This window comes from Halodesulfovibrio sp. (genome assembly GCF_015482765.1).
GTDB lineage: Bacteria > Desulfobacterota > Desulfovibrionia > Desulfovibrionales > Desulfovibrionaceae > Halodesulfovibrio.
This window is the reverse complement of the sequence record NZ_JADMLB010000007.1, coordinates 1-26,331: the sequence shown is the minus strand read 5'-3', so window position 1 is coordinate 26,331 and position 26,331 is coordinate 1. Positions and strand designations below refer to the sequence as shown.

General features: G+C 45.0%; 20 protein-coding genes and 1 tRNA gene. 17 read left to right on the top strand and 4 right to left on the bottom strand.

Annotation, left to right across the window (positions count from 1 at the left end):
* Positions 1 to 71: 71 nt before the first annotated feature.
* Together QZY95_RS00875 and QZY95_RS00870 are read left to right on the top strand one after the other, a co-directional pair.
* On the top strand, positions 72 to 1,895 hold the full coding sequence (locus QZY95_RS00875; RefSeq protein ID WP_290918067.1) for a GTP-binding protein: 1,824 nt from the start codon (positions 72 to 74) through the stop codon (positions 1,893 to 1,895).
* 212 nt (positions 1,896 to 2,107) lie between these two features.
* Positions 2,108 to 3,037 carry a GNAT family N-acetyltransferase gene (locus tag QZY95_RS00870; protein ID WP_290918064.1) on the top strand — a complete coding sequence of 310 codons (930 nt, stop codon included), beginning with the start codon at positions 2,108 to 2,110 and terminating at the stop codon, positions 3,035 to 3,037.
* Positions 3,038 to 3,118: 81 nt separating this feature from the next.
* On the opposite strand, the gene QZY95_RS00865 is transcribed toward QZY95_RS00870, so the two are convergent.
* Positions 3,119 to 3,334, bottom strand: coding sequence for a hypothetical protein (locus QZY95_RS00865; RefSeq protein ID WP_290918061.1), 216 nt, complete (start codon positions 3,332 to 3,334; stop codon positions 3,119 to 3,121).
* Positions 3,335 to 3,703: 369 nt separating this feature from the next.
* Between QZY95_RS00865 and QZY95_RS00860 the strand changes: the two genes are divergently transcribed.
* The 13 genes from QZY95_RS00860 (at position 3,704) to QZY95_RS00800 (ending at position 19,857) form a co-directional block, all read left to right on the top strand.
* Entirely contained in the window at positions 3,704 to 5,419 is a 1,716-nt protein-coding gene (locus tag QZY95_RS00860) for a PAS domain-containing sensor histidine kinase (RefSeq protein ID WP_290918058.1), read from the top strand.
* Between the two features lie 81 nt (positions 5,420 to 5,500).
* Complete coding sequence (locus QZY95_RS00855) at positions 5,501 to 5,881, top strand: hypothetical protein (RefSeq protein WP_290918056.1); 381 nt, start codon at positions 5,501 to 5,503, stop codon at positions 5,879 to 5,881.
* Between the two features lie 17 nt (positions 5,882 to 5,898).
* Positions 5,899 to 6,279 (top strand): response regulator, encoded by a 381-nt coding sequence (locus QZY95_RS00850; protein WP_290918054.1) that lies wholly within the window; start codon positions 5,899 to 5,901, stop codon positions 6,277 to 6,279.
* Between the two features lie 230 nt (positions 6,280 to 6,509).
* Entirely contained in the window at positions 6,510 to 7,994 is a 1,485-nt protein-coding gene (locus tag QZY95_RS00845) for an ATP-binding protein (RefSeq protein ID WP_290918050.1), read from the top strand.
* Positions 7,976 to 9,367, top strand: a complete 1,392-nt coding sequence (locus QZY95_RS00840; protein WP_290918047.1) for a sigma-54 dependent transcriptional regulator — start codon at positions 7,976 to 7,978, stop codon at positions 9,365 to 9,367. The genes QZY95_RS00845 and QZY95_RS00840 overlap by 19 nt, the downstream gene beginning before the upstream one ends.
* A 788-nt stretch (positions 9,368 to 10,155) precedes the next feature.
* Positions 10,156 to 11,418, top strand: a complete 1,263-nt coding sequence (locus QZY95_RS00835) for a HAMP domain-containing sensor histidine kinase (RefSeq protein WP_290918044.1) — start codon at positions 10,156 to 10,158, stop codon at positions 11,416 to 11,418.
* 26 nt (positions 11,419 to 11,444) lie between these two features.
* A complete protein-coding gene (locus tag QZY95_RS00830; RefSeq protein WP_290918041.1) occupies positions 11,445 to 11,828 on the top strand; it encodes a response regulator in 384 nt (127 codons plus the stop codon).
* 43 nt (positions 11,829 to 11,871) lie between these two features.
* Positions 11,872 to 13,122: a sulfite exporter TauE/SafE family protein gene (locus QZY95_RS00825; protein WP_290918038.1), complete on the top strand. Its 1,251-nt coding sequence runs from the start codon at positions 11,872 to 11,874 to the stop codon at positions 13,120 to 13,122.
* 2 nt (positions 13,123 to 13,124) lie between these two features.
* Positions 13,125 to 13,835 carry a hypothetical protein gene (locus tag QZY95_RS00820; RefSeq protein WP_290918035.1) on the top strand — a complete coding sequence of 237 codons (711 nt, stop codon included), beginning with the start codon at positions 13,125 to 13,127 and terminating at the stop codon, positions 13,833 to 13,835.
* 3 nt (positions 13,836 to 13,838) lie between these two features.
* Positions 13,839 to 16,424, top strand: a complete 2,586-nt coding sequence (locus QZY95_RS00815) for a PEP/pyruvate-binding domain-containing protein (protein WP_290918033.1) — start codon at positions 13,839 to 13,841, stop codon at positions 16,422 to 16,424.
* Between the two features lie 576 nt (positions 16,425 to 17,000).
* A complete protein-coding gene (gene dgcN, locus QZY95_RS00810; protein WP_290918030.1) occupies positions 17,001 to 18,002 on the top strand; it encodes an N-acetyltransferase DgcN in 1,002 nt (333 codons plus the stop codon).
* On the top strand, positions 17,993 to 18,979 hold the full coding sequence (dgcA, locus tag QZY95_RS00805; RefSeq protein ID WP_290918027.1) for an N-acetyl-D-Glu racemase DgcA: 987 nt from the start codon (positions 17,993 to 17,995) through the stop codon (positions 18,977 to 18,979). The genes dgcN and dgcA overlap by 10 nt, the downstream gene beginning before the upstream one ends.
* 32 nt (positions 18,980 to 19,011) lie before the next feature.
* A complete protein-coding gene (locus tag QZY95_RS00800; RefSeq protein WP_290918024.1) occupies positions 19,012 to 19,857 on the top strand; it encodes a D-amino-acid transaminase in 846 nt (281 codons plus the stop codon).
* 229 nt (positions 19,858 to 20,086) lie between these two features.
* Here the strand turns inward: QZY95_RS00800 and QZY95_RS00795 are convergent.
* Positions 20,087 to 20,173: transfer RNA gene (locus tag QZY95_RS00795), tRNA-Leu, on the bottom strand.
* Between the two features lie 245 nt (positions 20,174 to 20,418).
* On the opposite strand from QZY95_RS00795, the gene uvrA reads away from it, so the two are divergent.
* Positions 20,419 to 23,190 (top strand): excinuclease ABC subunit UvrA, encoded by a 2,772-nt coding sequence (gene uvrA, locus QZY95_RS00790; protein ID WP_290918021.1) that lies wholly within the window; start codon positions 20,419 to 20,421, stop codon positions 23,188 to 23,190.
* A 92-nt stretch (positions 23,191 to 23,282) separates the two neighbouring features.
* Positions 23,283 to 24,563: an NYN domain-containing protein gene (locus tag QZY95_RS00785; protein WP_290918018.1), complete on the top strand. Its 1,281-nt coding sequence runs from the start codon at positions 23,283 to 23,285 to the stop codon at positions 24,561 to 24,563.
* A 100-nt stretch (positions 24,564 to 24,663) separates the two neighbouring features.
* Here QZY95_RS00785 and msrA read toward each other — a convergent pair whose 3' ends face one another.
* Positions 24,664 to 25,272, bottom strand: coding sequence for a peptide-methionine (S)-S-oxide reductase MsrA (gene msrA, locus QZY95_RS00780; protein ID WP_290918016.1), 609 nt, complete (start codon positions 25,270 to 25,272; stop codon positions 24,664 to 24,666).
* Positions 25,273 to 25,352: 80 nt separating this feature from the next.
* Positions 25,353 to 26,297 (bottom strand): phosphotransferase, encoded by a 945-nt coding sequence (locus QZY95_RS00775; protein ID WP_290918014.1) that lies wholly within the window; start codon positions 26,295 to 26,297, stop codon positions 25,353 to 25,355.
* Positions 26,298 to 26,331: the final 34 nt, after the last annotated feature.

Sequence of the window (26,331 nt, the reverse complement as noted above, 5' to 3'; positions counted from 1 at the left end):
GTAAGTCCATTTGAACCGCCTGAAGCACTACGCTCCCGAAAGGGGCTTCAGGCGGTTCCCTAGGAGTTTTTATGCGAGTAATACCGAACTCAATTTGCCCTCATGCTGTGCTTGAGGAGTCTGAGGTTGCGGCTTCAGAAGTGCTTAAGGCAATTATTGTCCGTTCTAATTTTATTCCCGGAATCCGATTCAAACTGGGGTGGCGCGGTGTAAAAGACTGTTGCTCAACCTCTGATGCATGGACGATGAAACTTGCCGGACACGAAGGTGTTTTCGGTATCCGCCGTGGAACGGTAACAGAGCAACATGGTGTTTCTGTTGGCGTTTTTCCAATAAGCTATTTTCCTCAGCCGGACGAAGATCTGGTTGATAGTTTTTCTGTTCAGGCTGCATTGATTACGCAGCTGGACGAGTACAAACCATTGCTTAGAGAATTTGTACGGCATGAAGCATTGTGCGATGCGTTTACTATTGGCGCTATACACATTGCAGTGTTGCCGGACGGCACAGGTTTTACGCTCGGGTTGGAATCATCAACGCGCCTTGCCTCTGTGGCTGTAGATGGTGTGGTGGTGGAGAACAATGGACAACAGAACGAAATTGTTGCTGCTGGCGAATATGATCAAAATTTACCGGCATGGGATATTGCGTATGATTTTCTTCGCGTAATTGCGGCGTCCACGTCGTATTGTATGCAGCATCGACCGGGGGGGATGATGCTGCGTACTCGCGAGGGGCGTATTGTAGAATACACTGCAAAGGGAACATGTATTGCGGTTCCGGACACAGATGAGCACGACAAGCAGATTGTATTGCAATACGGAAAAATGCCTCAGGAAAATATTGTTCTTGAGGACAGTTCATGGGGGCAGCCGCTGGAGTCAATTTGGCAGGCCGGTGAAGAAGTTCCTTGCGAATATGCAGATGAAGGGTGGTGGCATTCTTTACCGGATGCGGAGACACACGCTCTTGATAAGCATGTACTGGGAATAGTAGAAAAGCCTCGGCTGATTGTGCTTACCGGTTTCTTAGGATCTGGAAAAACAAGTTTTCTGCGTGAGTTTATTGAGTATCAGATAGCCCGTAACCAGTTTGTTGCTGTTGTACAGAACGAAATAGGGAAGCAAGGGCTTGATGGCAAAATTCTCGGTCAGGAATATGCTGTTACAGAAGTGGATGAAGGGTGCGTTTGTTGTTCCCTTGTCGGTTCTCTAAAAGCTGCTGCCATTGAACTTACACATACTTTCCAGCCGGACTATATAGTGGTGGAAACAACAGGGTTGGCAAATCCGGCAAACCTGTTGTCAGAAATTGCAGAGCTAGAAGAGCTTATTGTTTTTGATTCGATCACTACGGTATTTGATGCCAGTGAAGGGTCGCGCTGTTTGCAGCAGTTTGAGGTTGCACGCAGTCAGGCTGCAATGGCTGATACGATTCTCTTAAACAAAGTTGATTTGGTGGATAAAGAAGACTTGCGGGTCCTTCATGAAGAGCTTCGGAAGATGAATCCAAGGGCATCGGTGTTGGAGACCATTCACGGTGATGTGCATCCGTGTGCTTTGGAGTCAGAAAATCCACGAAGTATAAAAGATAAGCGTATGCCATTGTTACTTACTGACTTGCGTAATCACACGCATGACAAGATGTCATCAATTTCTATTCCGTTGCCGGATGTCGTTGAACGAAGTAGCTTTGAGGCATGGTTGAAAACACTTCCGGAAACAGTCTACCGTGTAAAAGGTGCACTGACATTTTCCGGTGATGAAAATCCGAGTGTGGTTCAGTTTGTAGCAGGGCGGTATGATATTACCCCGCATCCGGCTGATGCAATGTCTGATTTTTTGATCGCTATCGGTCAAGATCTTGCGGATGAAGGGTTGCAGCTTACGTTGTAAAAGCTTCTCTCGTTGTTTTGTATGCATTGTGAGGTTTCTGACAACCTCCTTATGTATAAACAAAAAGATAAAAATCCTCTGCCGTTATTGGCAGAGGATTTTTTTTGAATTTCATATTTTTTCATGACTTTTAAAAATGTTATCCCTTGACCTTTTGTGTTTGATGGCTAATTAGTTGTATGTCGCAACTAATTTGCGCAAGGGAGAAATACATGGAAGAAAATGAAGTTCGAACAATCCGCAGGGATTCCAGAAAGCTTGCCAGAGAGTGGAAGCTTGTTGCGAACCGTGCAGACCAGCAAGGGCTGACCGTGCCTGAGGCACATGCGTTGATAGAGTTATCCACACACGGAACGCTGTCAGTGCAAGACATTGCGGACATGCTTTTGATTGATAAGTCTAATGCCAGCAGGGCATTGGCTTCTCTTGGAAAACAGGGGCTTGTAGAGTTCTCTATTAATAAAGATGACAGACGTGCAAAAGATGTTTCCATTAGTGACTCGGGCTTATCTCGTTTAGCCAGTGTGCATTCTGAAGCAGATGAGCTTGTTGATGGAGCGCTTCGTCTCCTTAGTCCTCAGGAACGGGAAAAGGTTGCAGAAGGGTTGAATATCTACGCAAAGGCATTGCGTTACAATCGTAGACAAAAAGACTTTGTAATTCGTCCTGTAACAATAGCTGATAATGCAGCTGTTGCATCAGTCATTCGCAGTGTTTCAGACGAGTATGGTTTGAAAGCTGAAGATGGTTTTGCTGTTGGAGATCCTGTTGTAGATAGAATGTTTGAAACTTATGACGTTAAAGGCTGTCGTTACTGGGTGATAGAGCATCAAGGTGTTATCGTTGGCGGTGGTGGCATTGCCCCTCTTGCAGGTAGTGACGATGGCTTATGTGAATTGCAAAAAATGTATTTTATGCCTGTATGCAGAGGACGGGGGCTTGGGCGCAGACTTGTTTTAAAAGCCTTGGAGTTTGCACGCAGTGCAGGATACAGGGCGTGCTATTTAGAAACGACCAAAGAGCTGAAAGAGGCTACTTCTCTCTATCAAGCTCTTGGATTTTCCACGCAAGATTGTGCGTTGGGCGATACCGGACATGGTATTTGCGAATTACGGTATCTGTATAGTTTTGAAGAAGACTAAAAAAGTCCGGACATGGGAACATGTCCGGACTTTTCTTAGTGTGCATGAGTAAGGTCAGCTATTCTGTTCGTGATGCAATGGTTACCTTTTTACGTTGTGGTCAACGATACAGACACCTTGGTTCTGAATCGTCTCAAAGATATTGTAACTCCTGTAGAGTGGAGCACACTGCCATTTCTCAATCGGCTGCGAACTTACAAGTTGCGCAGTCTCCGGAATGGATTCATGTTTTTTGTGAGCATTACAAAAATACACCTTGAACGAATTGTCAGCATCTTTGAAACAATCAACGAGCATGGCTGACTCCTGAGGTTAAATGATAAAAAAAGGTATTATAAAAATATACGATTCTGAGTGGAAAAGTCCAATTAGATTTTAAGAAATTGCATTGTCGAATATAATGACAATCAACAGATCGCCCTCAAAGAGGACGAGGGCGGAACAAAGCAAAAGAAACGGGAAATCTCTGATTACATCGGGTGTCAGGACGTCAGCTTTTTTTACGATTGTAAAAAGACCTGACGTTTTTTTTATATTCATCAAAAGGCAATTTTTACTAATATCCTGTTTTACAAGGATAAAAAAGTGGCATGTCTTTTGCCTTTATGGAAGCAGGTGGTGTGAGCAAAGTCTCTGTAATGTTTTTTTATAGTGTGGATGGAACTGATGGCAGCTTTAAATCGTTTTTCAAAATCATTTGTGAAGTACTTTGTGCCAAAAGAGGAAGGCGGATTACGTCGGTACAATGTTCTTCGATTTAAGATGATCGGCCTTTTCGGCATGGTTGCCTTGGTTCCGTTATGCCTCATGGCACTGATAAATTTTCATATCTATAAATCTTCGTTGGAGAAAGAGCAGCGGCTATCAACACAAAGTCTTGTCACAAAAACGAAGTACTCATTTGAACTGTATTTAAATGAACGTCTTTCTGCTGTGAGCTTCATTGCAGCAACAAACAGCTTTGAAGAGCTTTCCAATACACAAAAGCTTCGAAAGATCTTTCATACAGCAAAAGAAGAATTTGAAGGGTTGGTTGACTTAGGATTGATCAATTCGGAAGGCAAACAGGTGGCTTACGCAGGCCCGTATAAGTTGCTTGGAAAAGATTACTCAAAGCATGACTGGTTTAATGAAACGAGAGTGCGCGGTACGTATATTAGCAGTGTTTTTCTCGGGTACCGAAAATTGCCGCACATCGCCATAGCGGTGGAGAGTATTACAGCAAATGGTGAGCCGTGGGTGTTGCGTGCAACCATTGCAACTGAGCCGTTTTCCAAACTGATATCATTTATGAATTTGGCTCCGGGAGTAGATGCATTTCTGTTGAATAAAGACAGGGTGTTGCAGACAGAGTCCCGTTTGTTCGGTTCCGTGTTGAGTGCTGTTCCTTTTGAGTTGCCACATGCTCAGTATCGCGGTGGTAACGCGTTGATAACAACAGAACAGGGCAAGTTTTCCGCAACGTATGTAAATTTTGTTCAGCCCGAGTTCATCCTGATGGCGGTTCGTCCTGCCTCACAGGCTACTGGTGCATGGTTTTCTCTTCGCACTGATTTGCTTGTGGTACTGATCGGCGGTGCACTCCTTATCACTATTGTAGCCTTCGGATTAACTAATGTTCTAATTCGCCAGTTAATGATGGCGGATGAATGCCGCGAAAATATTATGAAAGAAATTGAGCATACGCAGAAGTTATCCTCCATAGGACGGCTTGCAGCGGGCGTTGCTCATGAGATTAATAATCCCCTCGCGGTCATAAAAGAGAAGTCCGGTTTAATGACTGACATTTTGGCTCGTTCGCCGGAGTTTGAATTGAACGGCGTGTTGGAGCGGCAAATTAAAGGGATTACATCGTCTGTTGAACGGTGCAGTGCCATTACACACAGACTGCTCGGGTTTGCCCGTAAAGTTGAGGCAAAAAATGAGTGGCTGAATGTTAATGAAGTCGTCAGCGAAGTGCTCGAGTTTTTAGAGAAGGAACTCACAAAGCGCTCTATTTCCGTCAACCTTATGCTTGAAGAGTCATTGTCTGAAATTGAGTCTGACAAGGGACAGTTGCAGCAGGTATTTTTGAATATCGTCAGCAATGCTCTGGAAGCAGTTGATGAGGGCGGCGTCATTTATCTGGAAAGTAAAACAGTGGACAACGGTATACGGCTAGTCATCGGTGATGACGGTTGCGGTATGAGTGAAGAAACCATGAGTCGTATTTTTGAACCGTTTTTTACCACCAAACGAAATGCCGGAAATGGACTTGGATTAGCCATTTCATACGGCATCATCAGGAAGCTGGGCGGTGATATTTCTGTAACAAGCCATGTAGGTACAGGAAGTGTGTTCACCATTACATTGCCGTTTTCAGCAGAATCAAAAAAGGCGTAGGCACGAAAATTATGAAGTAACTCTTTACGGTATACACAGTTGCAAGTGTGAACTGTTGAAGAAGCACATCAGGAGGTCGTCATGCAGAAAGTTTTTATGTTTTTAGAAAATTCGTTTACCGCAGCTACATACGCTGAGGCCGGTTTCCCTTCCACAGCACGGGAAATGGCAGCTTTGCCTAGCCCTGTTGAAGGTTGGCTGGAGGAACATATGGTTTCCGCAGCAATGTCAGAAGGTGACTGGGCTGCCCGCATTGAACGTGAAAAAGCTACGACTGTATTTGACGTGATGGATAATCTCTTTGTGCCTATGACGTATGCAGAAGCCGGACATCCTGATATTGCCCAGAAATTGATGGGTAGAGAACCGTCGCCGGTTGAGCGTGAGCACGAGTTTATGTCCTTTATTGAAACAGTCGGCTTGCGACAGGATCAGGTTCGTTACGGTCTTGTAACTATTTAATGTGGAGTGAGGTAACAATGCGTGAAATTAAACTGTTACTTGTGGATGATGAGCAGGATTTTGTAGAAACTCTTGCTGAACGGTTACGGCTCCGTGATTTCGGTTCCACAGTTGCGCTGGATGGTGAAACCGCACTGTCCATTGTGGAAGACGGTGTACCGGATGTTATGCTGCTGGATATTATGATGCCGGGAATTAACGGACTTGAAGTGCTTGAACGGGTAAAAGAAAACTATCCGAATGTCCAAGTCATCATTGTTACCGGTCACGGCGGCGAAAAAGAAAAAACACAGGCTATGCAGCTTGGCGCCTTTGCTTACATGACAAAACCTGTTGATTTTGAAACACTTATCATAACTATCATGGCGGCATATGAGCAAGTAGGTGTAGAAACGTAGATGTGCCTCCTTGAATATATTGGTTATGGCATTGGCGCACACGTATAATGGGTCTACCTTACGGGGTTGACCCGTTATCTTTTTACAGCGCATTATGTATTAGCTTTGAATACGCTACTATGAAGATTGTCTATTTGTGTTGAAAGTAATTTTTTGGCAGATAGTGAGTAGCTTCTCTGGTGGCAGGTGGTTCTGGTGTATATTCACAAGGCAATAGAAAGGTAGGAAGCATGATCTCATTACGCTCCCGAATAGCATTACTTCTGTTCTGTATTATCGTGTTGAATCTGGCTGGTGCGGGTATCACGTTGTGGTACACAAACCGGACGCAGAGCCTTCAGGTGCAACTTTCTGCTAAAAATGTTGCTGCACTGGAGGCATCGCACGAGCTGTCCGCTTCTCTCATGGATCAGAAGGGGAATACAACATATTACCTGCTTTCCCACGATGATGCGTGGATTACAGAGCTGAATGAAAAACGCATACTATTTGAGGGCTGGTTAACGAAAGCCAAACAGGCTGCTTTTTCACCGGAAAGTATGCTGGTTTTGGCTGACCTTGAGAAATTGTACTTTAAGTATGATGCCAGTAGGCAGGAAGTTATTGAGCTGTATAAGCAGGGAGAGCCGGAAGCAGGTGCAGAACTGCATTGGAAAATTCGTGATGAGTTCAATACGCTTCTCTTGCTCTGTAAGGAATTTAGAGGACTGTACGTACAGGCAATAGAGAACAACCGTAAAGAGTTTGCTGAAGAGGCAACAATCGTAAGTGACCTTATTGTAGCAGGGTTGGTATTATCCGCCATCATAGAAATTTTACTTGTTGTTTTCCTGTACAGAAAGATTCTTGATCCTATCCGTAATCTTGCCCATGCCACAGATGATCTTGGTGATGAAACCCCGCTTTCAACGAAAAATGATGTGTTGGCATTGAGTAATAAGGTGGAGTCCTTATTGAGCCATATAGGGGATACACAACGGGAGCTTGATGCAAACAAAGAGACTCTTGTGCAGTCTGAAAAGATGGCGCTGGTCGGTAAACTTGCAGCAGGGGTTGCCCATTCCATCCGTAATCCGCTTACCTCGGTAAAAATGCGGCTGTTTTCGCTTGAGCGTACTTTAAAATTGGATGACCAGCAGCAGGAAGATTTTGATGTGGTGAGCGAAGAGATCTCGCATATCGATAATATTACAAAGAACTTCTTAGAATTTTCACGCCGTCCTGAACTGAAAGCAAAGATCCAAAGCCCGTCTGAGGTTGTGGATATGGCGTTACGTTTACTTAAGCATCGTTTCGAATCACAGGAGGTTCGTGTCACGGTTGAGCGAACAGGTCTTTTGCCTGCTATTCCTATTGATGGCGGACAGCTTAAAGAAGCGCTTGTGAACTTAATTTTGAATGCCTGTGATGCAATGGTTCAAGGTGGTGCGATTACAATTACCGAAAAAACAGACGTTGTTGATCCCCTTGGAACAATCGTTTTTATCAGAATAGAAGACACTGGCCCCGGTATTGCTGAGGATGTTCTGGAGAAGATCTTTGAGCCGTTCTTCAGTACCAAAGAAGAAGGCTCCGGTTTGGGGCTGGCAATTGCACGCAGAATTGTTGAAGAGCATGGCGGCTGGCTGCATGTAACCTCTGTAGAAAATCAAGGTACAACCTTTTTACTCGCGCTTCCTGCAACACGGGGAAACACATGGCAAAAATTCTCTTAGTCGATGATGATGCTCAGTTACGCAAAAGTTTTCAGAAGATCCTTAATACTGAAGGGTACGAAGTGCTTGAAGCGCACTGCGGAGAAACCGGTGTTGAACTGGCAGAGCGAAATAGGCCGGATATAGCGGTTCTGGATGTTCGTTTGCCGGGGATGAACGGGCTGGAAACGTTTAAAGCTTTACGGTCGCTGTACCCTGATTTGCCTGTTCTTATTATGACGGCCTACGGCACTACTGACACAGCAATTGAATCCACCAAGATGGGGGCGTTTGACTATGTCATGAAGCCGTTTGATATCCCAGAAATCTTGTCTTTAATTGAAAAGGCTATTCAGGCTGCGGCGGCAAGTGCTTGTGCAACCCCCATGGCTTCGAACACGCCTATCCTTCTAGGCAAGAGCAGGGCTATGCAGGATGTATGTAAGCGCATAGGCCGTGCTGCGCCTACAGATGCCACTATTCTTATTCGTGGTGAATCGGGAACTGGCAAGGAATTGGTAGCACAGGCAATTCATAAGCACAGCCTGCGTTCTAAATCACCGTTTCAGGTTATTAACTGCGTAGCAATTCCTGACACCTTGTTGGAAAGTGAATTGTTCGGATACGAGAAGGGGGCATTTACAGGAGCCTCGCAACGTAAAGCCGGTAAAATAGAACTAGCTAATGGTGGCACTGTGTTTCTTGATGAAATCGGAGATATGCCGACCTCTATTCAGGCTAAGATTTTACGATTGCTTCAGGAACGTCAGGTTGAGCGGCTTGGTGGAAGCCAGCCTATTTCAGTAGATGTCCGTGTTCTTGCCGCAACCAATAAGGATTTGGAACAGGCTGTAGCAAATGGTGAATTTAGAGAGGATTTGTATTATCGCTTAAATGTTGTGAATATTACGCTTCCTCCGATACGCGAACGCAGTGAAGATATTCCGATGTTGGCAGAACATTTTCTTTCTATGCATGCCAGCGCATCAGATATGCACAATCCGGGGTTGACCGAAGAGGCTCTGACTGTGATGCAGAAATACCCATGGCCGGGGAATGTGCGTGAGCTGAGTAATAAGATGCACAAGGCGCTCATATTCAGTCGTGGTTTGCCGTTAGATAAAGAGGATTTTGTTAAGCTTGTAGATGTTGCGGCGGCTACCCCCCAGTCGGAAGGTGATGAAGAAGATGTACGGGCATGGGTAACGCGCACCCTTATGACGGAGCATCACGAAAAGGCATTTGAGACTCTAGCTGATCGATTTGGAGCTATTGTGATTAAAGAAGCTCTGGAGTTGGCGTCATGGAATAAAACTCGTGCTGCTAAATTACTTGGTATGTCCAGACCAACACTGCTGGGGCGAATCGAAAAGTACGGATTGAAGGAACGGTAATAGTCTTTGTTGATGACAGACGTCATCAAGAAATAAGCTTGTATTTCAGGGCGGCATTTTGCTGCCCTTTTTTGTGGATTTTTGGCTGAATAGCGGTAGGTGTCAGTTTTCTTTCCAGGTGAACTGTAAAAGGAAATTACATCAACTGTAAAAGAAACTGACGTGAGAGCGTGCTGTTTATCAGTGTGCTCTTTTTTGATTTTTGTCATTTATTTCCTTGTAAAACAAATGGTTATCTTTGTGTTTTTCTGTGTGTGCTTTTTGGCACAACCCTTGCCTTATAGAGAGCATGGTATGCAATGTAACTACATATAACTTCACGGCAGCAATCGGAGCCGTACCCCGTCGGTCTAGCATGTGGGATGCTGAGGATACGTTATTCTCCGTATTTCTCGACGGCGTATTGGTTCGGACTTGTAGAGAAGTCTTGCCTTCAGCCAGCCAGAAAGATTCGATCACATCTTTTGCTGCGGGCAGTCAGTCTACAGTGAAGACTAGCATTGTATGCAGGGGCATTGCATACCGTTTACTCCCAACAATTTCGTGTCTGCTGAGCGTAGTTATTGTTCCGTACCATCGCTGGCAGCATAAGCTTGAAAACAGCATTTTTATGAAGGCTAAACGTCTTGTTGGGGCAATTCGTTTACTGTTGTCGCGCATAGCCATGCGGAGGGAGGAACGCAATGTATATATCCTCGCATAACTCCTTCCGCTGGCTTGCTACAAGAATTTTTCTGATTGGCATAGGCCCGCTGTTTATTTTGTTTGCGGTGCTTTGCAGTCGGGTAATGCATAATTTTCTGGATGATGCCGCTACACCTGCTTTGCGCTATGCGCTGGCACTGGTTGAAAAGAAGGAAGTTCGTACAACACAGGAAGTAAAGGAACAGCTTTCTATGTTGCTTCCGGAAGGGCGGTGGATTCTTCAGGATGATAGTCAGCACATCACCTCCTCAAATATTGACGATGTGCAAGAGCAGCAGCGTCTTATTGACACCGTACATAAGCAGAACGGTGACCACGCAAGCTCAATATATGTTCCCATGTGGCCGCTACCACCAAATTCCAGCGTTTGGCTACATGTGTACGTACCGGGGGCAGGCAGTGTCTTTTATGGCGTATCCATAGAGTCCCTGCTCCCCGGTGCTACATTCTCATTCGGTTTGTGTTTGACGTTGTTTTTTTCCCTGCTTTTTACATCCATTTTTAACTCGATCATTTTTTCCAGCTTTGTCCACGAGAAGCTTGCTCAGGAAAGGGGGCTGCGGGAAAAGCTTGAACAGAAGTTGATTGAATCCAACAGGCTCTCTGCCCAGACAAGAGTGGTTGCGGGAATAGCCCACGAAATTAATACACCGTTGGCTATTATGATTCAGGAAGCCGGATGGGTGAAAGAGCTTCTGGAAGATTTGCAGGAACAGGCAGACTTACTGGACAAGGACTCAAGAAAGTCTTTGGGAGCAACTTTTACTGAAATGAATACTTCCCTGAATATGATGCAGAAACAGGGGAAACGATGCGCAGATATTACCCACGGCTTGCTGAGAATGTCCCGTAAGGGAGCAGAGAATAAAACTGAAGTTGATGTGAATGTGATGGTTCAGGACGTTGTGCATCTGCTTCAGCCTAAAGCACTTGATTTGGGAATAGAGTTTAAATGGCAGCTGAATGCTTTTGTGCCGGCGTACGCATCATCCGGACACGTTCAGCAGATCTTAATGAATGTAGTGAATAACGCGATTGATGCCGTTGCGGCGGCAGAGGGCGAGGAACATAAAGTCATTATTTCAACATTCAGCACGAAGCATTCTGTTCTTATTCGCATTACTGATACCGGAGTCGGACTCTCGCTGGAGTTGAAAAATAGAATTTTTGAACCATTTTTCACCACTAAAGCAGCAGGCAAGGGGACAGGGCTTGGATTGTCAATCTCTCACTCCCTTGCAAGGCGTAATAACGGTAGCCTTTCTGTGGAATCGAGCCCCGGTAAGGGAAGCAGTTTCACACTGACACTGCCTGTGGCAGAGGTGGATTATTTACCGGCTCTATAGCCTGTAAATCCAAGGAGAAGTGAGTCATGGAAGATTTAAAAATACTTTTAGTAGATGACGAGCCGGACTTTTTGTCAGTTATTGCGCGCAGGCTTGCACGAAGAAATGTTGCAGTCAGTGTTGCTTCATCCGGCATGGAGGCCTTGGAAAAGTTGAAGGCAGATCCTGTAAAAGTGGTTGTTCTTGATGTGAAAATGCCGGGGATTGACGGCATTGAAACACTGCGCCGCATCAAAGAAATGATGCCGGATGTAGAAGTAATCATGCTTACAGGTCACGCGGATCTAGATGTTGCTATCAGCGGCATGGCACTTGGTGCCTATGACTATTTGCTTAAGCCTGCAGACATCGATGAGCTGATGTTTAAAGTTCACGATGCAGCAAGTGTACATAATTCACATAGTTCCTAGCGGTACACGTCGGAACCTGTGGATAGCTATCTAGGAGGAAGTTATGAGGAAATTTTATGCTGTATTAATGGCCGCCTCGCGGGCGCACGCGAAGTGGGAGTTGGAAGTTTCGCACAATATATTGCGAAGCAAAAAACGTATGTTGATACTGTTGGCTCTTGCGCTACCGGCAATCGTTGTGTCCATGGCAGTGGCGGGCGATGTAATGCCAGAAATTTTAGGTGGAAAAAAGGCATACTCACCTGCTTTTTACACACCTGGTATTTTTGTAGTCTCAATTGTTATCGGTCTCTTTGCTGGTCTTATCACCGGGTGTATCGGAGCCGGTGGCGGCTTTATTATTACACCGGCACTTATGAGCGCGGGAATCAAAGGTATCTTGGCAGTAGGTACCGACCTTTTCCATATCTTTGCAAAAGCAATTATGGGAACAGCTGTTCATAAAAAGCTTGGAAACGTTTCGCCCAAGCTGGCGATTGCTTTTCTGGTAGGTTCACTGGGCGGCGTTGTCGGCGGTGGATTGGTAAACCGTGCACTGTACGAGATCAATCCGGTGCTCAGTGACACATTTATTAGTGCTATTTATGTAGTACTGCTTGGATTTCTTGGTTTTTATGCGCTTATCGACTTTTTAAAGCTGCGTAAGCAGGATGACGGCGGTGATGCTCATGGTTCCGCTCCGGCAGACGGACAGGGACTTGCGTCTAAACTTCAAGGTGTAAACCTGCCGCCGATGATCACGTTTGACGAAGACCTCGTACCGGGCGGTAAGCAGATCTCCGGTGTCTTTGTTGCAATGTGTGGTGCTTTCGTAGGTTTTGTTGCAGCTATTATGGGTGTAGGCGGCGGCTTCCTTACCTTCCCTATGTTCGTATACATTCTGGGTGTTTCCAGCTTTACCACTGTTGGTACTGACATTCTTCAGATTATCTTTACCGCTGGTTTTGCTTCTATTTCCCAGTATGCAATTTATGGCTTTATCTTCTACACACTCGCAATGGGTATGCTTATCGGCTCTCTGCTCGGTATTCAGCTTGGTGCGTTGACCACTCGTGTAGTTAAAGGCATTTATATTCGCGGTTTCTATGCAACTGCTATTCTTGCCGGTTTTGTGAACCGTCTCTTCGCGTTGCCTGCCAAGTTGCAGGAAATGGAAATTTTGGACATTTCGCCGCAGTTTGCTCAGTCACTTGCAACGTGGGGTAACTATGCCTTCTTTGTAGTGGTAAGTATTTTTGCTCTGTGGGTAATTACAAAGTTCATTACCAACATACCAACACTGAGGAGGGATTAGTTATGTTGATTCGAGATCGCAAACATTTCATGCTCGGTTTGGTAATGGCCATTAGTTTCGGTTGCGTTTTCGCCGGACTGTTTATGCCTTGGTACGGTAATGGGCGATGTGCGTTTGAAGCGTCTGATGCCTTGTTCAACTCAATTTCAAAAGGTTCAACGCATTATATTGAAACATTAAGAAAGCAGAATAAAGCTGTTGAAAATACTGCTGTGACTGTTTCTTTGAAATATAGCAGCGAAGAAGCTGCAAAGCAGGCCTCTTTGTTATTGGCAAGTGCTGGAGAGGTAGCGCATAAGGATGATACAACGCTCACGTTTACCGGATCTCTCGGAGCTATGCTTTCTGAGGCGATTACAGATAGTGACACAGCTTTTTATAACGACGAGTCTACGTTTATGACAAAGTATGGTTTGCTTCCGAAGCTGGCTATGTACAGATGGTGGCAGACGTTGACTGAAGCAGAAAAGTCCCTGAAGCGTCAGGAGAAGTTTTCTGAAGCTGTCGTTGTAAACGCAGTTACTGTTAGAGGTGTAGAGGTTGGGTACAACTATTTTGGTATTGAGCCGAAAAAAGCCTCAAACAGCTATGGAATTCTGTCATTTGCATTGATCTTCTATGTTTTGTACACATTATGGTGGGGCTACGCTCTGTTCTTCCTGTGTGAGGGCGTTGGACTCGCGATGAAAGGTGGTTCAAAAAAGGAAGTGTAATGCATGAAGATCCTTCATCAAGGTTTACATTGCTTGAAGGGACTTGCTGAAACGACCCGACGCCTCTTCTCCTCTGACCAAGACAGGGGAGAAGAGGCTTTGCAGCAAGATTTTACGAAAGCCGCGTCTAATTTTAAGCGTCTGATAAGTGCAAACAATAAAGCTTTGGATGTGATGGCGCAGATGGAGCTTGCGTTGTCTGAGGGACGTGAATTCGATGCGACGTACGTGCGCACGCAGGTCACGCGTGTGAATACTGCTGTTTTTCAGCTTATCTCCAGTATTGAAGGGTATTCCCCTGAGAAATTTGCTCCTGTGAAGCAGCGCTTTCTTGAAATTCAGAAAGAACTGAATGCAGAGCTGCTGAATGTTCCTTCCGACACAGAATGTCCTCTTGTTTTGTCTTTTAAGGATATTACAGCTGATGATGCACTTCTTGTGGGTGGGAAGGCTGCAAACCTTGGCGAGTTGCGCAATAACATAGGCGTGCCTGTTCCAGATGGTTTTACCTCTACCACAAGAGCATTCTGGACGTTTATGCGTCATAATGAGCTGCATGAAGTCTGTGATCGAAGATTACGCCAAGTGACTTCTGACTCACTGAATGAATTGTATGCCGTATGTTCAAAGATACGGCAGGACATTGAGGGTGCAGCTGTTCCGGAGGAACTTTCCCGTCAAATTTTACAGATGGCAGAAGCGCTGGGTGATCCAGCAAAAATGCGCTTTGCCGTTCGCAGCAGTGCTGTTGGCGAAGATGGCCGCCATCATGCTTTTGCCGGTCAATATCTTTCCCGTCTTAATGTCTCGTATGAAGAACTTCTTTCTGCATGGAAAGAGGTTGTTGCATCGAAGTATTCTCCCGAAGCGGTTGCGTATCGTAAAGCAAAGGGGCTGGCTCCTCGTGACCTAGCAGTATGTGTTGCCATAATGCCGATGCAGGAAATGGTTGCAGGCGGTGTGCTTTACAGCACAGACCCAATTGATTGTGAGCATGATATAACCACGGTACACGCAGCGTATGGACTTCCTAAAGGAGTCGTTGATGGAAGAGTTGCGGCGGACATCGTCAAAATGCGTAAAGAGTCCGGTTTGGGGCCGGTGGTTGTCGGGCAGAATATAGTAAATAAAGAGAAGCAGTATGTTTCTGTTGATGGCGGTGTAGAATTGATAGCTGTACCGTTGCCGATGCAATACGTGCCCGTATTGACGTTGAAAGAATTAAAAATGCTTCAGCATAATGCAGAGAAAATAGAAGCTCACTATGGTTGTCCTCAAGATATTGAATGGGGGATTACCAAGAACAGAGAGATTCGCTTTTTGCAGAGTAGACCATTGGCACAGACCCCGTGTGTGGTGCATTCTATTGAAGTTGATGCGCCGTTACTGTTAGCTGGTGGAGATACTGTTTCAACTGGTGTAGGGTGTGGTGAATTAATTTTTGTGCAGCGAGAAGTGGACGCGTTGACGTTTCCGGAAGGGGCTATTCTTGTTGTCCAATATGCCTCACCTCGATGGGCACCACTTTTGTCAAAAGCCAGCGGAGTTATTTCCGGAACCGGCTCAAGAGCAGGGCATCTTGCCAGTGTCGCAAGAGAATACGGTGTTCCTGGGATTTTTGGGGTAGGCAGTGTTGATAAACTTGTGGGGTATCAGGGAGACGTTACGTTAGATGCTGCTTATTGTAAGGTCTATGCGGGAAGAGTTGAACCGTTAATCGAGCTTTGGAGTAGGCGCGACAGGTCAATGAAGGGTACTCCTGTTTATGAAATGTTAGCCAGCGCCGTTGAAAAAATTGTCCCTTTGTATCTGACTGATCCAACCAGTCCAGAGTTCACCGCAGAAAATTGCAAAACTCTTCACGATATTACTCGTTTTTGCCATGAATATGCAGTTGATGAAATGTTCAGGGTGGGACGCGAAATGCATATTCCTTCAGGAAAAACAAAGCAGTTGTATGATAACTGTCCTATGCAGTATTGGGTGGTTGATTTGGATGATGGCTTTGTTACGTATCCTACAGGAAAGTTTATTACTTTTGATAATATTTCATCTGTTCCGATGCTTGCTATATGGAAGGGAATGACAGCGATTAAATGGGCTGGACCACCACCGGCAACGGCAAAAAGCTTTCTGTCCATTCTTGCAGAATCAGCTTGTGACCCTTCACTTGTACCGGATGCGAACTCTGTATACACAATGCGGAATTACTTTTTGATAAGTAGTAAATTCTGCTGTTTACAATTTCGCTTTGGGTATCATTTCTGTACCGTTGAAACGCTGTGCGGAGACGTGCCTGCAGAAAACTTCATATCAATGAAGTTTTCCGGTGGTGCAGCAGATTTAAAGAAAAAGAATGCCCGTGTTCGTTTGATAGCGATATTACTTGATGAGCACGATTTTCGAGTAAATGTGGTTCGTGATCGACTTACAGCCAGATGTGAAGGGATGTCTGCAAACGACATAAAAGAACGGCTGCATGTTGTTGGGCATTTGCTTATGCATACCCGCCAACTTGATATAGTATTGCATTCAGAGCAGGCATTTCAAAATGTGTTAGCAAAGTTGAGAAAGGATTTAGCTGCATAATTGTAGGTGTTCTTTATTTTCGGTGTGTTATCCCTGTCGATTGTCGGCAGGGATTTTTTATTGGTAAATTGGAGGAGGCGAGTAATGGCGTTCTTGTAACTGATAGTGTGAGTGCAGGAGTGTGGAAAATTTTTACGCTAATTTGCAAACTACTGCATATTTTGATGAGAATGACTCAAATGATGATTTCTGCGGTTTGACCCTAAACTTGTTTTTTACAATATTGTATGTTTCGAGAGTAAGGTTTTAAGATATAAGTACAATTCTTGATATAGTTGTATGGCTAAGAGTATCGAAGTGTTACATCTTATGCACGGTTAAGCACATTGAAAATTGGTTGTAGGTACTCTCTTTTTTTGTCTCATAAAAAAATCTGCTTTTTTCCACAATCGTCCCCACCCTTTTTGCTTATATGAATATTGCCAATAAACAGTAAAAAGCGCAAAAGTATCCGCTCAGGGTCTCTAGTTTTACAATTTCGTTATCGCACATCTAATAATCGAAAACTGTGTATCAAATTCACCCTGTAGTTTTTCTATCACTTTGAAAAAACTCAGCTAGCTACGGAGTATATTTATGTTTGAAGCACCTTATTTATTATTCCTTGGTGATGCCCCTGATCGTCTTGCTGCAAAAATGGCGCAAGGTATTTATGACTGGCGTCCTGATGCAGCAATTGGGCAATTGCGCATGGAAAGCTGTAATGTTGATCTCGGTATTACAGATTTGTCAATTCAGGATGCAGTAGCGGCAGGCGCAAAGACGCTGGTTATTGGCATCGTTAATCGCGGTGGTGTGATTTCAGATAGTTGGAAGACAATTCTTATAGAAGCGCTTGAAGCAGGTATGGACATTGCTTCTGGTTTGCACAACCTTTTGCGTGATGAACCTGACTTGGTTGCAGCTGCAGAAAAGAATGGTTGTGCACTGCATGATGTACGTATTCCTTCAATCAAATACCCTATTGCGAATGGGAAAAAGCGTTCAGGTAAGCGCTGCCTCGCTGTTGGAACAGATTGTTCTGTTGGTAAGATGTACACAACACTGGCAATGCATCGTGAAATGGAAAAACGAGGCATGAAGGCAACTTTCCGTGCAACTGGACAGACCGGTATTTTGATTGAAGGTGACGGTGTTCCGCTTGATGCTGTTATTGCAGATTTTATGGCTGGCTCTATTGAATGGCTTACACCGGATAATGATCCTGAGCACTGGGATCTTATTGAAGGACAGGGCAGCTTGTTCCATGCATCATACTCTGGTGTAACGACAGCACTGATCCATGGTGGACAGCCGGATGCGTTGATTCTTTGTCATGAGCCTACAAGGGAGCATATGCGTGGTTTGCCTGAATACCAGTTACCTTCTCTTGAAGACTTGCGTGACTTGGCGTTACAGATGTCGAAGATAGTGAATCCAGACTGTAAGGTTGTCGGTGTTTCAATTAACACTCAGCATATGGAAGAGGCTGAAGCCCTTCGTTATCTTGAAGGAGTGGAAGAGCAGTTGGGACTTCCTTCTGTTGATCCGTTCCGACAGGGTGTTGGTCGTCTTATCGAGGCATTGGAATGCGTATAACTGTAACGAAAGATATTTTTCCGTTAGCCAAGGTCTTTACTATTTCCCGAGGGTCTAAAACTGAAGCAGTTGTTGTTCGTGTTGAAATTGAACACAACGGAGTTATCGGGCGCGGAGAGTGCGTTCCTTATGCTCGCTATAACGAAACCGTAGAGAGTGTGACTGCTCAAATCGAGGCTCTTCCTGTTCCGGTAACTCGTGAGCAGGTTCAAACTCTGATGCCGGCCGGAGCTGCTCGAAATGCGGTAGACTGCGCTTTGTGGGATTTAGAAGCGCGTCTTTCTGGTAAAAGTGTGTGGGAGCTTGCAGGTCTCGATACACCGAAGCCGGAAGTTACAGCGTATACCCTTTCTCTGGATACTCCTGAGAATATGCTTATCGAAGCGGAAAAGAATGCTTCACGTCCGTTGCTTAAGATTAAGCTCGGAGGCGAGGGCGATATCGCTCGCATCGAAGCCGTTCGCAAAGGGGCTCCTTCAGCACGTATTATTGTCGATGCGAACGAAGGATGGACTCCTGAGTTGTACGACAAGATTGCGCCAGTGCTGATAAAGCTCGGTGTGGAAATGGTAGAACAGCCGTTCCCAGCCGGCGATGATGAAGCATTGCGCACATTGAAACGAGTGTTGCCTGTTTGTGCTGATGAATCATGTCATGACTGTAGCTCGTTAGAAGACCTGCAGGGTAAATATGACATGATCAATATAAAACTTGATAAGACTGGTGGACTCACAGAGGCTCTGGCGTTAAGAGACATTGCGAGAAAAAGTGGTTATCAGATCATGGTCGGCTGTATGGTCGGCTCTTCTCTTGCCATGGCACCTGCCGTGCTGGTTGCCCAGGATGCTGCTGTTACGGATCTTGATGGTCCTTTGCTGTTAGCAGAAGACAGGGCGTTCGGGCTGACCTATGACGACAGTTATGTGCATCCTCCATTACCAGAACTTTGGGGTTCTTCTAAGATTACCCCAGCATAGAAAGAATTATCGTAGAGAGATAAAGGATAATCATGAGTCGTACAGTTTATGTTAACGGTAGTTACCTACCTGAAGAAGAAGCAACTGTCTCAATTTTTGATCGCGGCTTTTTATTTGCCGACGGTGTTTATGAAGTAACCGCTGTACTTGATGGAAAGTTAGTGGATTACGCTGGTCATACTGCCAGGCTTGAACGATCTCTTAAAGAGCTCAAAATGGATTTGCCTATCAGTACAGAAGAGTTGCTTCAAGTGCACCGCGAACTTATTACGCGTAATAATCTTACTGAAGGTGCAATCTATTTACAGATTACCCGTGGTGCAGCTGACAGGGATTTTGTTTTCCCTAAAGATGCAAAACAGACCATTGTTCTGTTTACACAGGTAAAGCCTCTTTCTGCTCCTAAGACAGGTATCCGCATTATCTCTGCTCCTGATATTCGTTGGGGACGTCGCGATATTAAAACCGTTCAATTGTTAGCACCTTCCATGACTAAAATGTTGGCTAAAGCTGAGGGCAAAGATGATGCATGGATGGTACAGGATGGTTTTGTTACGGAAGGTACATCATGTAATGCTTACATCGTGACCAAAGATGGTAAGATTGTTACTCGAGATCTTTCTCACTCAATTCTTCATGGTATTACTCGTGCTGCAGTGCTGAAGCTTGCCGCAGAACTTGATATGGAAATTGAAGAACGGGCTTTTACTATTGAAGAAGCACAGAACGCAGCAGAAGCATTTGTTACTGCTGCAACAGCATTTGTAAATCCAGTTATTGAGATTGATAATGTTGAGCTTTCCGGTGGAAAGCCTGGTCCAGTTGTGACCCGTTTAAGTCAACTCTATCTCGAAGAAAGTCGTAAAGCTGCTGTGTAAGCTTTTTTTGTTCGCTAAGCGAAGCAATACTGATCTTAGAAAGGCCGGTACCTGTAGGTGCCGGTCTTTTTTGTTTGGATTTTTATCATGCTGGAAGGCTTAGATGGATAAAGGTTTACGTAACTTGATTATTGAGCACGAGCTGGCCTGAAAAATGATGCGCAATAGAACGCAAAAAAGGGATTACGACCCGTCATAGAGACAGTACGTAACCCCTTGAGAATGCACATGGTACCGAGAGGGAGACTTGAACTCCCACAGCTGTAAAGCCGGCGGATTTTGAATCCGCTGCGTCTACCAATTCCGCCATCCCGGCATGCGTGAAAAGGTGTTTATGGGAACTAGCGCAAGCTGTCAACCAATTTGCAAATATTTTTTTCTTTTTCTGAAAAATGATAGTCAGCTGGTGCTGTTTTGTGAAGATTTGAGCATGATTTTTTGCCAATTCTGCTTTTCCACAATTCAGGGGTTGCCTAAACTGGAGAACTGATTACATACTGCTAGTCCTACTTCTTAATGATAACTAGTTACCAATAGTGCTGAGCACTAACGAGATACTATATGACCAAAGATAACGTAATTCGTATTGAAGGTGCCCGCCAGCATAACTTGAAAGATCTTACCCTTGAAATCCCAAGGGATGAGCTTGTTGTTGTGTGCGGGCCATCTGGCTCCGGTAAGTCCACTCTTGCTTTTGACCTTGTTTATGCAGAAGGACAGCGCCGCTATGTTGAATCTTTATCTGCATACGCGCGCCAGTTTCTGCCGCAGATGGACAAGCCGGATGTTGATAAAATCGAAGGGCTCTCTCCTGCGATATCTTTGGAACAAACTGCCTCTACCCGTAACCCTCGTTCGACTGTAGGGACGGTTACAGAGATCTATGACTTTTTGCGCGTTTTTTACGCCCGACTTGGGACGATGTACTGTCCTAAATGTAATAAGCCTATTGCTGCACGTGCTGCCGATGAAATTATCAACGAGATTCTTGAGCTTGAGAGTGGTACCAAGTTTATGGTGCTGGCTCCGCTTGTTGAGCATCAGAAAGGTACACATGCTGATCGATTCAAGAAGTTAAAGGCGCAAGGTTTTGTTCGCGTTCGCATCAACGGTGAGATGCACACAATTGATGATGCACCAGCGCTTGAAAAGAACAAAAAGCATACAATTGATCTTGTAATCGATCGTCTTGTTATTAAAGAAGGACTTCGCGGGCGTTTGGCTGATTCTGTTGAGTTAGCGTTAAAGTACGGAGAAGGGCGCTTAATTGTGTCAATTGTCGGCGGGGAAGACAGAGCCTTGTCTACAGAATCTGTATGTCCAACGTGTAAAATTAGTCTGCCGCGCTTATCTCCACAACTATTCTCATTTAACAGCCCTCAGGGAGCTTGTTCTCGGTGCTCCGGTATTGGGTCTGTAGACTATTTTGAGCCTAATTTGCTTGCCCCTAACAAAGGGTTGTCACTTAAAGGTGGTGGATTGCTTCCATGGAAAAATCCGAAAGTGATGGAGCGATACGCGGATGATTTAAAAGCGTTGGGCAAGAAGAATGGTTTCACCTTGGAAACTCCGTTTTCTGAATATTCAGCAAAAGCTTGGAAAGCATTGTTTGAAGGGCAGGGAGATTGGCCAGGAGTTGTTTCTTTGCTTGAACGGGGGATGCAGTTTGGTCATGCTTGGCGTGATGAGCTTTCTCGTTATCGTCAAAGTCACCCATGTCCTGTTTGTGGTGGTGCACGTCTTAAAAATGAATCGCTTTCCGTCCGTGTTGGCGACCATTCTATCTACGACTTTTGTTCCCTTTCCATTTGGCGTGCTCTTGAGTGGTTGCAGCAGCAGAGTTTTTCTGAATCCCAAATGGTGGTTGCAGAGCCATTGTTGAAAGAACTGACCCATCGTTTAGGTTTTATGGTTAACGTCGGGTTGGACTACATTTCTCTCAGCCGTAACATGTCAACACTGTCCGGCGGTGAAGCGCAGCGTATCAGGCTTGCATCTCAGCTTGGCTCTGGTCTTGTCGGTGTTACATATGTTCTTGATGAACCGTCTATCGGTTTGCACCCAAAAGATAATGTCCGTCTTATAAACACGCTTCGCAGCCTGCAGCGTCGAGGCAACACAGTGCTTGTTGTTGAGCATGATGAAGCAACAATGCGTGAGGCAGATACGCTGATTGAGCTTGGACCTGGTTCGGGTATGCTTGGCGGTGAAATCATGTTCAATGGTACTGTTGAAAAAATGCTCGGTGATGCGGACACGCTGACAGCAAAGTATCTCCGTGGTGAAATGGTTATTGATGTGCCTGAGGAGCGCAGGGGTGCTGAGCATGATTTGGTGCTCCAAGGCGTTTCTACCAACAACTTACAGAATTTAAATGTGAAATTTCCATTAGGGACTCTTACCTGTGTTACGGGCCCTTCAGGTTCAGGTAAAAGCTCTTTAGTTGTTGATTCGCTTTATAAGCATATTGCACTGTCTAAATCGATTAAAGTTGACAACCCCGGACAGATTAAGGGGATTAAAGGGCTGGAGGATATCGAACGTATTGTGTCGATTGACCAGACCCCTATTGGAAGAACTCCTCGTTCAAACCCTGCTACATATACGAAGATCTTTGATGAGATTCGCAATATTTTTGCAATGACACCGGACGCTAAAAAACGTGGATACAAACCGGGGCGATTTAGCTTCAACGTACGAGGCGGTCGCTGTGAAGCCTGTAGCGGTGACGGACAGATTCGTGTTGAAATGCATTTTCTGCCGGACGTGTATGTAACGTGTGATGTCTGTGGCGGTAAACGGTATAGTCATGAGACATTAGAGGTGCGTTATAAAGAAAAGAATATTGCAGACGTACTGAACATGACTGTTCGTCAGGCAAAAGCTTTTTTTGAAAATCATCCAACGTTAAAACGCCGTCTGTCAGTTCTGGAAGACGTAGGGCTTGAATACATACGTCTTGGACAGCCTGCGACAACTCTCTCAGGCGGGGAAGCACAACGTATTAAAATATCCCGAGAGTTAGGAAAACGTAATCTTCCCGGTACACTATACATACTTGATGAACCGACAACAGGGCTGCATATGCACGAAGTCGGAAAGCTCATCCGCGTGCTGCAAAAGCTTGTGGATAAAGGTGCTACTGTTATTGTCATTGAACATAATACGGATGTTATTATGGCGGCTGACCATGTTATTGACCTCGGTCCCGGTGGTGGCGAGAACGGTGGACGTGTTGTATCTGCGGGTACTCCAGAGGAAATTATCAACGACACAAACTCTGTCACCGGTGCATATTTAGTTGCAGAGCAAGCAGTTAGGAATAGTTCATAGTTGCTATTTCTATGCTGGGCAGGTATCACTATACGTACTAGAGTTATGCTTTTATAATCTGATTTGTTATTTCTATCCGTAATGAGGAAAATATGGATCGAAGAGGTTTTCGAAATCAGTATGGATTTGAGGAGGTGTATAGCGCTTTATTCGTCGATTTCGACAATATATACACGCGCTTGGAAGAGATAGAGCCGTCTGCAGCTCATGTGTTTGCAACTAACCCTCAGCGCTGGCTTAAGTGGTTGGAAACCCATGCAGTGCGCATGCTGTACGGTGATGGAGTTCGCCGTAGAATTTTAATGCGTTGCTGTTATCTCAATCCGCACTGCTATCATCAATACAGGCCCTTTTTTATTCGCGCAGCATTTAACGTGATTGATTGTCCGCCTCTTACTAATCAAGGTAAGACAAGTGCAGACATTCATCTTGTGATGGATGCGATGGATACTTTGAGCCACAAAACGCACTTTGACGAATTTATTGTACTTTCCGGTGATGCAGATTTTACCCCGCTTCTGATTAGATTGCAGGAGCACGCACGACGTACCTTAGTGCTTTCTGTGGGGTATGCATCCCCAGCGTATACAGCAGCAAGCTCTTGGCGTATCCGTGAAGACTGGTTTGTACAGCAGGCTCTCGAAGAAAAAGGTTTGGAAGACTATCCGGCACAGGCTCGTACTGAAGAAGAGGAAGAGCCGGAAAGCGCCGATATTGATATCCTTCATCGTGGTTCTGATGTTGTGAAAACAATGGTGCAGGAATCTTCTTCACCGGTACCTCTTGCGCAGCTGTCGCATAATCTTCAAAAAGAACTGGACGCAGGGCATGACTGGTTCGGTTACGGGAGATTCCGCGAATTCTTAGAAGCGCTTGAGCTTGGAGAATTGGAAATTTCCAATGTTGTTCCTGGGTATGTGTATGATCCGGGTCGGCATGATGAGCCGGAAGAAACAAGTGTTCGAGCAGAATTTAAAACACAGTATCCGGAATTGTTCGACTTTGCTCTCAGGGTGCATCGTCTTACAGATGTTCCGTTACTCATGCCTGTTCATTACAATCAACTTCTTGAGTTTATTGTAGATGAAGTGAATGAAAATGGCTTCTTCCTCACAAATACTTCGCGTAATGTTCGCGATAAATGTGTAGAAGCTGGCGTGCCGGTTGGCAGAGCGCACGTTAACTTTGTTCTTGTAGGCATTTCTCGTGGTGGATACCCGCTTTCCGAACAGGAAGTGGTGGATCTGGACGAGGTTAAAAAAGCATTTATGCGTAATGTTAAGGACTTGTGCAGTCGGACGCAGTTTGATTTGCGCACAGAAGAAATCAGTCTCCTGTTTAATTGGATGTCTTTTAATCAGGAAAAAGAATAGCTCTACAGAAAGCTGGTTGCATTTGCTTCCAGCTTTTTTCTTGCCTTGGATAATGCTCTAATATGAAAGCGCCCTCCGTTCAGGAGGGCGCTTGTTTCATCTAGTGCTTATAATCACTTCCCCAAACTTCCATAAGTCGGGCATCTCTTCCGCAACGATATCTGTAGAATTTGTAGCGGATAGGATTCTTCTTGTAATAGTCTTGATGGTATTCTTCAGCAGGCCAAAATTCTTTTGCTTTAAGAATTTCTGTTGCAACCGGTTGCTTAAAGCGTTTTTCAACCATCATTTTGCTTGCTTCAGCTTCTTTTTTCTCTGACGGATTTGCATAGAAAATGGCGCTTCTATACGTAGGCCCTTTGTCACAGAACTGCCCTTTGTCATCGAATGGGTCAACATTGTGCCAGAAAATTCTGAGCAAACCCTCATAGCTTACTTTCTGCGGGTCATAATCAACTTTTATTGCTTCAAAATGACCGGTTGTGCCTGTTCCGACTTGTTCATAGGTAGGGTTTTTGGTTGTGCCGCCTGTGTAGCCGACAACAGTATCCAGTACGCCATGAACTTTATCGAATGCCGGCTGCATGCACCAGAAACAACCGCCTGCAAAAACAGCCGAAGCCTTAGGTGCTGCACCTGCCTGAGTGGTGAAAGTCATCATAATACCTGCCAAAAGTAATGCTAAAAGAGTTGGTTTGTATGTAAACATAAATGCTCTCCTTTGAGGTACACCCGTGAGTTTACCACAGCAAAAACAGGACGGGGATATGAGTCGAAGGATAATTAGAGCTACACAGCTGAATAGCGTCTTTTCCAGAACTTTTCGATTTCTTCCTTGCTGCGAATGAGCAGCCGCATATAATCCAGTTCCAGCTCTTGCATTTCTGTATCGTTTTTTCGTAACCACTCAGATAACCATGCAAAACGTAAGCAGAGAACTGTAGGCATAAGGTGATGTATGTTAGCAGCAAATGTTTCGTTGTTAGCATACATGGTCGTTACAAGTTCAGGCACAAGTCCGTTAATGAGCCAGTTGGGATGTTCAATGCCGACACACCCGATACAATTTGCCGCATCATAGAGAACAATTTTTTCACCAGTAAATTCCCAGTCAATAACACCGGCAATCTCTGTGTCGTGCCAGATAATATTCAATGGGTGACAATCACCATGGGCTAGTGCTCTGGGAATAGCATCATATTGGGCAAAAAATGTCTGCAAGTGTGGAAGAATCTGGTCAAGCTGTTGTGCAATGTCAGATCGTCTTGTTGAAATGGTACGAACAATTTCTGATACATACTCGGGCAGCGGTGCAGTGGATTTTTTGGGGATTGAGAATCGTCTGCCAGCCGCCTGAAGTTTGTTGATGAAATTACCAATAGCAACCCCGCGAGCTTTATCCCCACAGTACTCAGGGCGCGGTAAATCTGTTCCAATAATAAATGGAGTGAGTTGATATGGGCTTCCATCATGTGTCACTACAGTTTGCCCATTTGGAGTTAGGGCGGGGGAATGCACGTGTGGAACGTCTTGTGTATGTAAATCAGCCAAAAGTAACCCAACAGTATTTCGCCAATCGGCCTGATTAGCTTTGAGTTTTTCTACCAGCCAGAGTGTGCCGTTGGAGTCTTCAGCAACAAAGCGTGCTAGACAACGCTCTGGACTTCCGGGAATTTCAATGTCAGGGCGCTGTCTTTCGAAAGAAAGAGAATATTTTTGGAAAAGTTTTTTCATATGATCTTGTTGTTAATAGTAATCAATAATGAAA